Origin of the sequence: Massilia sp. CT11-108 (genome assembly GCF_047302915.1) — a bacterium.
Classification (GTDB): Bacteria; Pseudomonadota; Gammaproteobacteria; order Burkholderiales; family Burkholderiaceae_D; genus Telluria; species Telluria orientalis.
Window position 1 is genome coordinate 1 of record NZ_JBKYMO010000138.1, and the last position, 12,463, is coordinate 12,463.

Here is a 12,463-nt window from a genome sequence, read left to right on the forward strand (position 1 = left end):
GGCGCGATGTGGTCGCCGCTGGCCGCCCGCCTGGCGGCCCGCCACACCGTCGTCGTGCCGGACCTGCGCGGCATGGGCCTGTCGTCGCACCCGGCCGGCGGCTACGACAAATGGACGCAGGCCGGCGACGTCCGCGCCGTCCTCGACAAGCTCGGCATCGACCACGCCGTCGTCGTCGGCCACGACATCGGCACGATGGTGGCCTTCGCCTACGCCTCCCGCTATCCCGACAGGACGGACCGCCTCGTCGTCATGGACGCGCCCGTGCCCGGGATTCCGCCGTGGGAGCAGATCCTGCGCAACCCGCTGCTGTGGCATTTCTCGTTCGGCGGCCCGGACGCCGAGCGCCTCGTCGCCGGCCGCGAGCGCATCTACCTGGACCGCTTCTGGAACGAATTCGCCGGCGACCCGAAGAAGGTCGACGAAGCGACCCGCACTTATTATGCGAAGCTGTACGCCCGCCCCGGCGCGATGCACTCGGCCTTCGCGCAATTCCTCAGCTTCCCCAAGGATGCCGAGGTCAACCAGAAAGTCGTCGCCAATAAACTGCCGATGCCGGTGCTGGCGATCGGCGGCGCCAGGTCGTTCGGCGCCAACGAGGCGGTCGTGATGCGCAATGCGGCGACCAACGTCACCGAAGTGGTCATTCCGGATGCGGGGCACTGGCTGATGGAAGAGGCGCCGGAAGCGACGATGGCGGCGATCCAGAAGTTTGTGGACGGAAAATAAGAAATCCCGCCAGGTGGCGGGCGTGTCAGCGTGCGCCGCCCGGGTCTCCCCTACGAACGCGTGGGCGCGCATCACGTTGCTGCCTAGCGCCAGGCGTAGACGGGAGAGTGCCTCTCACATGCGATTCATGGTGCTCTCCCGCTTGCTACCGCCGACATCGCCTTCTAACAGGAATCGGTCATGGCTTTGACCGGCTCGATCTGGATGAAGTCATGCTTATGCTTGCCTCCACTGACATCGATCAGGAAGCGTCCCATGCAGAATGTGGAGGGGGTAGCGGCACCGTGTGTGCCATGGTCGATGGACTGGAACTGCCGGATACGGCCGTGCAGGCGCCAAGCGCTGCGCACGTGGCCATCACGAGCGCAGCCAACAGGAACGAGACCGATCTATTGACCGCTGAAGTTCCCGATCGTCGCAATCAGGGCGGCACCGCAAGTCGTCTTGTGCCCTTCGTAAGCGACCGCGACACCGTCGATGACGTGGTGCGGGTCGCCCTCGGCAATGATGCAAACGGTATGTCCCGCGATCGGGCAACTGCACATGTCGCCCACGCGGGCCACCGCGATGCCGTCAACCGTGAAATGTTGCGCACTCACGCTCACGACCTTGCCACCGTGCGACGTGGGATCGCCAAGGCGAATCACATTGGGCATCGGTTACCCCTTATCTTGGTGCGACGATCCGTCACCCAGGCCATGAGCGTCGGAACTTGCGTTGCCTGGTGCGGCCTGCGCGATCGACTGCGGCTTTGGCGCCTCGGCGTCGTAATCGACCAGTTTCCACACGGTCGCCGTACGATACGAAGGACGCGCTCCCTTGAGCTTTTGCCACAACGACGATTCGCCCAGCATGGTCACCTGCGGCATCGTTTCCCCTGCCGTGAAGTACTGACGCGCCCCGCCTTCGATCTCGCCGGCTTCGCTGGCTTGCCACCAGCCCGTCTGGGGGCACGCGCGGCCGGTCGCAGCAAGTTCTCCGAGCGGAAGGCGTGGTTGCGGTTCAGGGGAGATGTCGCCGGTCTTCACGGTGTCGCCTGTAGGACGCAAGCGGAAACTGTTGAGGACGTCGTCCCAGAGCTTCATGGCCTGTTCGTCAGTCAGGCTTGTTTTTTGGGGATTACCTTTGCGATCCGCATGACCGGTCGATAACTCGATCTTGATGGCAGGTGTCTCCAGCGTGCCCTCGCCCTGAGTTTCCCAGACAAACGCGTGTCCACGCATACCTCCACTGTTTGGCGCCGACGCGAGATGTTCCTGTCCCTTGTACGGTCCAACCTGCCGGTTGCCTTTACGTAGAACATGTATTGATGTGGCAAGATTACCAAGCACCTGCGTCATTCCCCCCATGCGTTCAAGCAAAGGCTTGTCATGCTTATATTTGGCAAGAGGGTAAAACCATACGGATAGGATCGTATCCGGATGGTCGGCAACGCGAAAGTCCACGCCAGCTTCTTCATTTTCCCATTCCGAATTTGCGATTAAACCGCCGTCAAAGCAGTATCCAGGCTCACTGGGCATTTCTGTTTCAGAACGAGAGCGCAGACGAGAAAGCACTTTGCCCATGTTTTCCATTCCAACTTTCTGCTTATCGTCGTCGACGCTATCCTTCAAAAGAAATCGATGACCGCCAATCCACCGGTATCCAAAAACGACAACTTGGGCAGTGCTAGCATCAGACTTCCATGAAGAATATATTCGCGTGGTCTTCTCGGGCTGCACAAACTCAAGTAACATGCTTTTTTTTGTCCGACCATTGATGGACGATTTCAAAATTGATTCATGCGCAGTTGTTTCCTTCTCGAATTCTTCAAGTGACATGGTCTTTACCGGCTCAATGGCAAGGAAGTCGTACTTGTAATTTCCTCCAGTGAGTTTAGAGCCAGCAGGAATATCGATCAGAAACCGACCGACGCAAAAAGTGGATGTAGGTGATGAGGGTACCGTGCTCACGTTATTATTTGCCATGACGAATAGATGAGGGCGATTTGGAGCGGCAACGCAAGCATTAGGGCTTACAGAGAACGCTGCCGCGAAAGCAAGAAGAAATAGACCGTACGTTTTCATGTCTTAGGTAATTTTTGCTTTAGCCAGCTAGAACTGGAGACAATTTTTACAATGGAATATAAGGTAACTGACTGGGCAAGCTTCGCTCCATATGAGCCCTGGTGATCATAGCTTTCATGCCCCTTTCTTTTGCCTTCATGTCGGAAAATCTGAACTACATACGGGGTCGGTGCAGACCCAGATTCCGCCGGGACGGTACCGTCCCCTGGCCCTTGCGCCTTCTGAATTTCAAACCCGTGCTGATTTTTTTCATCAAACGATAATTTGATGGAGCCATTTAAATCATCAGCCATCAATAGCGCACGCTTGAGATCACCAGCAGAAGCTTTAGTAGCTTTCCAGTGCACTTCGTTCCACGCCAACTGTTTAGCATCGGCACCGTAGTATGCATAAGTGTTAGGATGGTATTTGTCCGAAATAAAATCCTGAAGCTTTCGTGCATCATCCATATTAACCAAAAACTTCTTGAAATCAGATTCCCGAGAATTTTCCCCGACGATCTTCCTTCCTTCCCGCTTAGCTTCTTCTTTTTCCCGCCTCCCTACCGGGTCGATCAGATCTTCCTTTACTAACCTCCACCAGCTTTCAGTATTATTTAAATAAATCTCTCCATAAGGATCTTCATCGCCAAGCAAAGTATCGACTTCTTCCGACAGCCCTTGCATATTTACCATTGCATAGCTTGCACGAAGCCAATGTCTTGGCCCTTTATCAGTTTGCGTTTTATACTGTGCAGTAGGTAGCAACTCCAATGGCCCTGGTGCATTGGCCATAACTGCTGTACACTCGGCCCCATTTCTTCCTAGCAAGACTTGCTCTACCCCCTCAAAACCGGCCCGAATACGTTTATATGTCGCGGGCGCACCGATCGCTGGCATGACGCCATGCACAATACCTAGGATACGATCTGCCACACCGGGAATTTGGGCACATGCTCGTCCAACGAGGCCACCCATGCTATGCGTAACGATTATAACTTTGTCGCAGATTTTTCCCTTACTGCGATAATGACCAGTAATGCGTTCAATTTCCTGCGCTAAGTGTTCGCCGGATTCTTTATTACTTCGAAGCCAGTTATAGCCGACGGCATGTACCGGATAAAGAACGTCGGCGGCATCACGCAGATGCTCTTCCTGCAACGGCGTGAACGGTTTCTGCGCACCGAGCTTCGCTGGATCCTGCTGGTCCATCACCAGTGTTTTCCATGTCGCGGTAAGCTGTTTGCCTTGGGTGTCCGGATCAAAAATAAGTGCGAGGCACTTCTCGAGCAACGAAAGAATCCCCCCATAGCTCTTACCGTACAACTGTCCCCAGCCTCGCCATTTGGCGCGTTCGGCGTCAGTCGTACCAGGGGCAATAGCCAACAGTGCCTTGCTGGACTCATCCGGGTGCGCTGGTCCGTCATCGTCCACTTCGGTATTGTTTGGATCAAGCAGTTTTTGCCGGTCAGCGGCTGACTTATTGAGATGCTTGAGCACGGTGACGAGGCCTTCCCAAGTACTCTCCGGGGGAAACCACGCTGATGCATCTCTGTTCTTCACTTTGAGACGTGTCCCCATAATGCCCGGCATGAACAAAATAGGCACGACAAGATCCGGCGTCGTCAGGCACAACGCACGAACCTTCAGATTGGTACCCGTAAGGACAGACTGCGCGGTATCGTTGCCGTGTTCGTCCCAGCCGGTGCCGACCAGGCGGGTAGCGGTATCGGTATCACTCATGGGTTACTCTTCCATTACTCTTTCAAAAGGGTCAGGCGCGCGATCTTCAGCGCCATGTCCTGTGCCAGTTCGGTATGTCCGTTCTGATCGGTGACGCCTTCGATGGTGCGGCCGTCGTCCAGCTCGATCCGGTAGCGTTGATTGGCGTGCGGGCGTCCGCTGCCGCGGCGGGCGAGCACGAATCGTTCGTCCGTTTTCAACGTACTGACGGGAAGTTCCACGCCCGGCGGCGCGCCGCCTCCGGGCCCCACGTGCGCAAACGTCGACGACTTGATCGTGTGCGCCCCGCTGCTCTGCTGCGCGATGGCGCCGCCGCCGATGTCCACCTGCGCACCCTGCGCCACGAAGCGCACCTTCGGCGCCTGCAGCACGATCTCGTCGGCGGCCGTCAGCACGATGCGCTTGGCCGACGTGAGCTCGATGTCGTCGCCATGCGTCTGCAGTTCCAGCTTGCCGCTGGCGGCGATCAGCTTGATCCCCAGGCGATGTGCGAACAGGCTGATGCTTTCCGAGACGCGCGCCAGTAGCCGCTTGCCGATGGAGAACTGGGTATTGCCGACGCTGACCACGTCAACGTGCGTCTGCGCGCCGAGCGCGATATTGTTCTGGCTCGCCATCGCCATGCCGGCCGGTGCGGACAGTGCGACGACAGGCTGGCCGCCGCCGTCCGCGGTGCCGCTCGCGGTATTGCTGCCCGCTTCCCATTGTTTCAGGTGACCGAGCAATTGCTTCAGTTCGTGATCGTCCGTGTCGTCCGCGTGATGCGTCGACGACAGTTCGGACAGCTGGCGTTGCACGCCCTGCAGTACTTCCATCAAGCCGACCAGTTCGGCGCGATCGAGTTGCTTGCCGCCGGCTTGCGTACGGGCGTCGGCACTGATCAGGACACCCTTGGCACCGCGCACCGCGACGGCATGGTCGCTGCGCAGTTCCGCGCCTTCGCCGCGTGCCTCGCCTTTGCCCTCGCTGCGAGGATGCGTGAGCCAACCCAGATTGAGCTCGCTGTGACCGTGCTCCGAAGACAGCTGCGCGTTGATCTCGCCCGGCGTATCGTCCAGCCGCAGCTGGTTGTAGCGGGTCCCCTGCACTTCCTTGCTCTTGATCCCGGCAAGGTATTTATTGCCGGGCAGCGTGCCCATGTGGGTGAACGACGGCGGCGGCGCCGTGCCGCCATACACTTGCGCCACGATGATCGGCTTGTCGGGGTCGCCGCCCAGGAAATCGACGATGACTTCGTCGCCGACGCGAGGCAGCGTGATGGTACCCCACTGGTTACTGGCCCACGTGCTCGCCACGCGGACCCAGGCGGAGTCGCGGTCGCTGTCGCTGGCACCGGCGTCCTGCGCATGGCCGTGGTCTTCCGGCCGGGTGCCGGGAAAGCGCACCTTGACCCGGCCATGTTCGTCGCAATGCACCTCTTCGCCCGCCGGCCCGACGACGCGCGCGCTTTGCAGGCGCGGTCGCGGCAAATCGGTCCGGGGATCGAACGCGGGCACGATCGGAATGCCGCGGCGTACGCACGAAAAACGGTTCGTGTAACGCATGCCGCGCTCCATACTGGCTTGCTGCAGCGCGTCGGCAGAAGGTCCATCGTCCCAGCGGCTGAGGGCAAACAGCCGCCGGACCTGGTCATCGATGGTCTTGGGCAGATTGTTTTCCGCATCGACCTCGAGCCGGGTCACGACGAATTCGCGTTCGTTCTCGGGATGTGTATCGATCTCGGGATGCCCGGTCAAAGCGACCCATTCGCCGACGCAAAGCGCGCGTACGCTGCCTTCGCCATAAAAGCATTTGGATTCGTATTCGTGGCGCTTCATGCGCAATTCGCCGAGCTCGCGGTAATCGTCACCGTCCTCGCCCGCATGCGGCATGTCGATCAGATAGTCGTCCAGGCTGGCTGCGAACTGGTTACCCGTTTTGCCCTGGTTGATGCGCGACGACGTATTGCTCGTCATCGGACGGGATTGCAGGTAATCCCAACTCTGGCGTGAGACATTGCCCGGTTTGAGCGTGCGCACGGCATTCCAGGTAATGGCGGTGTCGCCTTTTTCCGTACCGGCGTCGCGGTGATAACGCACCGTCCCGGCGGCATTCTGCGGCAGCGTGAAGGCGTCGTCGAACAGCACGAGAGAATGGGCCGGCGTGTCCTGGTCTTGTGCCTGACTGGCCCGTCCCGGCCGCATGCACCAGGCGATGCCGCGCCGTTTCCACAAGCGGCGCAAGAAGTCGGCATCGGATTCGTTGTGCTGCATGGTGAATTCGCGGGCCGGATAAGTGCCGGTGACATGCGACCAATCGACGTCGAACGCTTTTGCCAGCACCGGATTTTTTTGGCGCCACTCGTCGAGAATGACCTCCGTGATATCCAGTTCGTTCCGGTTCCGGAAGACGCGGGTATTGGTCCGGTGCTCCATCAACGCCAGAGCGTCGCGCACCACCAATTCGTACGTCGCCAGGCCGCCATCGCTCTGGCCCGCCGCCGCTTGTGTCACGATGCCGCAAACGGCGCGCACATCGCCGCGATCCGTCACGAACTGGAGTTCGACGGGCAGTGTGATGAATTCCTTGAGGGGCAGGCCGGCATGCGTCGATACGCACAGGAGCCGGTATTCCAGGCCGCCACACATCGTTTCATAGCCGGTGACACGCTTGACCAGCAGGACATCATCGAGCACGTGCCGCTCTTGAGACAGTCGTAAACGGATGGGGCGATTCGCCTCGGAGAGGCCGGCGAATGCTTCAATGAGATCCTTGAGGTTCATGCAAAACTTCCTTGCCAGGCACGGTCGGATAAGTCGGTATATTGAGTGGAGAAACCGGCACAACCATATATGTTATTTCGAATCAATAGAGACTGTCCATGCGCACAATTCGATTCGGGCAAATATTCGACCTATTTTCTAAACCCCTGATTTCACTGCATAATTCTGAATTAATATCTATTACACAGAAGCATATTGATTTTCCTTTCCGACATTAAAATGACGCACCTCGAGATAATTCGTGAAATATAAAAAAGTTGGAATGCGTGAATAATCGCGGCGGCAATTCCGAATCATTGTGCCGAGTTCATGCAGATCGATTACGGAATGCAGCACACGACAGCCCAAATAAAAAAGCCCGCCGAGTGGCGGGCTTCGTTACGTGAGCGCTGCAGGAATCAGTCCCAGTTCAGCGCACCACCGGTCTGGTACTCGGTCACGCGCGTCTCGAAGAAGTTGCGCTCCTTCTTCAGGTCGATCATCTCGCTCATCCACGGGAACGGGTTTTCCTCGTTCGGGAACAGCGCATCCAGGCCGATCTGGACGGCGCGGCGGTTCGCGATGAAGCGCAGGTAGCCCTTGAACATGGCCGCGTTCAGGCCCAGCACGCCGCGCGGCATCGTGTCTTCGGCGTAGCGGTATTCCAGGTCGACGGCTTGCAGGAACAGCTGCTTGATCTCTTCGCGGAATTCCGGCGTCCACAGCTGCGGGTTTTCCATCTTGATCGTGTTGATCAGGTCGATGCCGAAGTTGCAGTGCATGGATTCGTCGCGCAGGATGTACTGGTACTGCTCGGCGGCACCCGTCATCTTGTTCTGGCGGCCCAGCGCGAGGATCTGCGTGAAGCCGACATAGAAGAACAGGCCTTCCATCAGGCAAGCAAACACGATGATCGAGCGCAGCAGCTTCTGGTCGTTTTCCAGCGTGCCGGTGTGGAACGTCGGATCGTTGATGACTTCGATGAACGGGATCAGGAACTGGTCCTTGTCGCGGATCGACGGGATCTCGTTGTAGGCGTTGAAGATTTCCTTCTCGTCCAGGCCCAGCGATTCCACGATGTACTGGTAGGCGTGCGTGTGGATCGCCTCTTCGAACGCCTGGCGCAGCAGGTACTGGCGGCATTCCGGCGCCGTGATGTGGCGATAGGTGCCCAGCACGATGTTGTTGGCCGCCAGCGAGTCGGCGGTCACGAAGAAGCCCAGGTTGCGCTTGACGATGCGGCGCTCGTCTTCGGTTAGGCCGTTCGGGTTCTTCCACAGTTCGATGTCGCGCTGCATGTTCACTTCCTGCGGCATCCAGTGGTTCGCGCAGCCGGCCAGGTATTTGTCCCACGCCCATTTATATTTGAACGGGACCAGCTGGTTGACGTCGGTCTTGGCGTTGATGATGCGCTTGTCGTCCGCATTCACGCGCTTGGCGACGTCGGCGGCGCTGACTTCAGGATTGACGGCGGCGGGGGCCGGTGCGGCGGCCGGTTCATCGTCCCAGGAGAGAGCCATGATGTTTTTCCTTCTTGAATTCTTTTAGCGGCATCGCCCGGGAGGCCGGGCGATGCGTGGTTACGTTAAGGGTCTATCTATTTACTGGCAAGCTTCGCACTCGTCGAAGCCCGCGTCGCCCGGCCGCAGGTAGCAGGCCGCGCCGTCCACGACGTCCGGTGCGCTTGCTGCCGGAGCGGCCGCCGGTGCTGCGGTCGGCGCCCCGCCGGACAGGCCGCCATCGACTGCCACGGCGTTCAGGGCGCCGGTACGGGTGGTCGACTTCTCCATGTGCGTCGCGGCGATCGTGCGCAGGTAGTAGGTCGTCTTCAGGCCGCGCAGCCAGGCCAGTTTATAGGTCTCGTCCAGCTTTTTACCGGAGGCGCCGGCCATGTAGATGTTCAGCGACTGGGCCTGGTCGATCCACTTCTGGCGGCGCGACGCGGCTTCCACCAGCCACTTCGGCTCGACTTCGAACGCCGTGGCGTAGATGTCGCGCAGGTCTTGCGGGACGCGGTCGATGCGCGACAGCGAGCCGTCGAAGTATTTCAGGTCGTTGATCATGACCTCGTCCCACAGGCCGCGCGCCTTCAGGTCGCGCACCAGGCAGGCATTGATCTCGGTGAATTCGCCCGACAGGTTCGACTTCACGTACAGGTTCTGGAACGTCGGCTCGATGCAGGCCGACACGCCGATGATGTTCGAGATGGTCGCGGTCGGGGCGATCGCCACGCAGTTCGAGTTGCGCATGCCGAACTGTTTGATGCGGTTGCGGACGATGCTCCAGTCCATCGATTCCGACGTGTCCTGCTCGAGGTAGCCGCCGCGCTCTTCGGCCAGCAGCCTGATCGAGTCCTGCGGCAGGATGCCGCGGTCCCACAGCGAACCTTCGTACGACTGGTAGCGGCCGCGTTCCTCGGCCAGCTCGGTCGACGCCAGGTAGGCGTAGTAGCAGACGGCTTCCATCGAGCGGTCGGCGAATTCAACGGCCTTGTCCGACGCGAACGGCACACGCATCATGTGCAGGCAGTCCTGGAAGCCCATGATGCCCAGGCCGACCGGACGGTGGCGCAGGTTCGAGTTCTTCGCCTTGTCGACGGCGTAGTAATTGATGTCGATGACGTTGTCGAGCATGCGCATCGCGGTGCGGATCGTCTTCTGCAGCTTGACCACGTCCAGGCCGTCACCCTTCATGTGGGCCGGCAGGTTCACGGAACCCAGGTTGCAGACGGCGATTTCGTCTTCGTTCGTGTTCAGCGTGATCTCGGTGCACAGGTTCGACGAGTGCACGACGCCCACGTGCTGCTGCGGCGAGCGGATGTTGCACGGATCCTTGAACGTGATCCACGGGTGGCCCGTTTCGAACAGCATCGACAGCATCTTGCGCCACAGGTCGAGCGCCTGGATCTTCTTGTACACGGTCAGCTCGCCGCGGGCCGCCTTCTCTTCGTACTTCAGGTAGGCTTCCTCGAACGCCTTGCCGACCTTGTCGTGCAGGTCCGGGGCTTCCGACGGCGACAGCAGGGTCCACTCGCCCTTTTCCATCACGCGCTTCATGAACAGGTCCGGAATCCAGTTCGCGGTGTTCATGTCGTGCGTGCGGCGGCGGTCGTCGCCCGTGTTCTTGCGCAGGTCGAGGAATTCCTCGATGTCCAGGTGCCACGTTTCCAGGTAGGCGCAGACGGCGCCCTTGCGCTTGCCGCCCTGGTTGACGGCGACGGCGGTGTCGTTCGCGACCTTCAGGAACGGCACGACGCCCTGCGACTTGCCGTTCGTGCCCTTGATGCGCGAGCCCAGCGCACGCACCGGCGTCCAGTCGTTGCCCAGGCCACCGGCGAATTTCGACAGCAGCGCGTTTTCCTTGATGGCGTCGTAGATGCCTTCCAGGTCGTCGGCGACGGTGGTCAGGTAGCACGACGACAGCTGCGAGCGGCGGGTGCCCGAGTTGAACAGGGTCGGGGTCGAGCTCATGAAGTCGAACGTCGACAGCAGGTTGTAGAACTCGATGGCGCGCGCTTCGCGGTTTTCTTCACGCAGGGCCAGGCCCATCGCGACGCGCATGTAGAACGCCTGCGGCATCTCGATGCGGGTTTCGCGGATGTGCAGGAAGTAGCGGTCGTACAGGGTCTGCAGGCCGATGTAGCCGAATTGCAGGTCGCGGTCGGCGACGATGGCCTTGGCCAGCTTCTGCAGGTCGAACTTGCCCAGTTCCTCGTCCAGCAGCTCGGCGGCGATGCCCTTGGCGATGTATTGCGGGAAGTAGGTGACGTATTCGGCGGCGGCGCCGGCCTGCGGCACGTCCTTGCCGAAGATCTCCTTGCGGATCGAGTGCAGCAGGATGCGCGCGGTGACCTGGCTGTAGGCCGGATCCTTTTCCATCAGCGCGCGCGCGGCCAGCACGGCCGACTTGTGCAGTTCCTCGACGGGCACGCCGTCGTACAGGTTCTTCATGGTCTCGGCCAGGATGGCGTCGGCGTCGACGTGCTTTTCCAGGCCGGCGCAGGCGGCGTTGATCAGGGCCGACACTTCGTTCATGTCCAGCAGGCGGCGCGCGCCGCCGTCGACCACGTGGATCTGCGGGGCGGTGATCTGCGTCGTGCCGGCGGCTTCCTTGGCGGCGCGGCGCTCTTCCATGCGCTTGGCGCGGTACAGCACGTATTCGCGCGCGACGTCATGCTCGCCCGAGCGCATCAGGGACAGTTCCACCTGGTCCTGCACATCCTCGATGTGGAAGGTACCGCCGTTCGGCTGGCGGCGCACGAGGGCCGCGACCACGTTGTTCGTCAGTTGCGCGACCAGCTCGCGGATGCGTGCCGACTCGCGGCCCTGCTCGCCATTGACGGCCAGGAACGCCTTGGTCATCGCGACGGCGATCTTGCTCGGCGCGAACGGCACCACGGCGCCGTTACGGCGGATGATGCGGTAGTCGCTGCCCGCGACCAGTTCGTCCGCGCTCTTGCCGGCCGTCGTAGCTGCCGCGACGGTATTGATGGAAATGTCCGAAGATGTTTGCATTGAGCCTCCCAGCATTGGCGTCACAGACTGCCATCGCCTTCACGAATTAGGTAGATATGGACCCCTCGGAGTGAATCCAGGGAACGCTGCCAACTCATCAAAATTGGCAACTCGATAACTTTCTGCCGATAAAAAATAGGAGCGGCAATATTGAGAAAAAAAGCTTCGCGCTCCTACTCAGCCTGTTCGGCATTAAGGCCGTTGACCACTAGATGTAGTAGACAACGGCCTTACAGACCTAATTGTAGTCGATGTCCGCGATTTTTATGAGCTCTGTCAGTAAGATTTTTTTCTTGACATCGATCAGTGCCGATACTTGAAGCCTCCACGGCGAAGTAAGCACTAACATTGAATTTGTAGCGCGAATTCGTGTGCTTATTAATCGTGCAAAATCGGCCCGTTTCGCGTTGCTGCGTTGGCGAAAAGACCACGTCGCTTCACAGTTCGACCTCAAGGTTCCGGCGCGTGGATATCCAGTTTCTGCATCTGGTAGCGCAGCTGCCGGACACTGATGCCGAGCAGGCTCGCGGCCTGCGTGCGGTTGAACTGGGTCTGGTTCAGCGCGCGCAGGATGATGTCGCGCTCGACCTGGCTCAGGTAGTCCGGCAGGTTGCTCGGCAGCGCGTCGTGCGCGAGCTGGAAAACGTGCTGGAGCGCGCGCTCGCGTTTGCCGACGACGGCGTGATCGAAGT

General features: G+C 59.7%; 8 protein-coding genes. 1 reads left to right on the plus strand and 7 read right to left on the minus strand.

Annotation, left to right across the window (positions count from 1 at the left end):
• Nucleotides 1-729 (plus strand): alpha/beta fold hydrolase (locus ACEN88_RS13305; protein WP_413340234.1); only part of this gene is annotated, 729 nt, incomplete at its 5' end.
• A gap of 389 nt (nt 730-1,118) precedes the next feature.
• Here ACEN88_RS13305 and ACEN88_RS13310 read toward each other — a convergent pair.
• The 7 genes from ACEN88_RS13310 to ACEN88_RS13340 all read right to left on the minus strand — a co-directional run.
• Complete coding sequence (locus ACEN88_RS13310) at nt 1,119-1,385, minus strand: PAAR domain-containing protein (protein WP_413340236.1); 267 nt, start codon at nt 1,383-1,385, stop codon at nt 1,119-1,121.
• A 3-nt stretch (nt 1,386-1,388) separates the two neighbouring features.
• Nucleotides 1,389-2,795 (minus strand): T6SS immunity protein Tli4 family protein, encoded by a 1,407-nt coding sequence (locus ACEN88_RS13315; RefSeq protein WP_413340238.1) that lies wholly within the window; start codon nt 2,793-2,795, stop codon nt 1,389-1,391.
• On the minus strand, nt 2,792-4,516 hold the full coding sequence (locus tag ACEN88_RS13320) for an esterase/lipase family protein (protein ID WP_413340240.1): 1,725 nt from the start codon (nt 4,514-4,516) through the stop codon (nt 2,792-2,794). The genes ACEN88_RS13315 and ACEN88_RS13320 overlap by 4 nt, the downstream gene beginning before the upstream one ends.
• 14 nt (nt 4,517-4,530) lie before the next feature.
• Entirely contained in the window at nt 4,531-7,278 is a 2,748-nt protein-coding gene (locus ACEN88_RS13325) for a type VI secretion system Vgr family protein (protein ID WP_413340242.1), read from the minus strand.
• 398 nt (nt 7,279-7,676) lie between these two features.
• Entirely contained in the window at nt 7,677-8,777 is a 1,101-nt protein-coding gene (locus ACEN88_RS13330) for a ribonucleotide-diphosphate reductase subunit beta (RefSeq protein WP_105376404.1), read from the minus strand.
• Between the two features lie 81 nt (nt 8,778-8,858).
• Complete coding sequence (locus ACEN88_RS13335) at nt 8,859-11,771, minus strand: ribonucleoside-diphosphate reductase subunit alpha (protein ID WP_413340244.1); 2,913 nt, start codon at nt 11,769-11,771, stop codon at nt 8,859-8,861.
• Nucleotides 11,772-12,221: 450 nt separating this feature from the next.
• Nucleotides 12,222-12,463 (minus strand): helix-turn-helix domain-containing protein (locus ACEN88_RS13340; protein WP_413340246.1); only part of this gene is annotated, 242 nt, incomplete at its 5' end.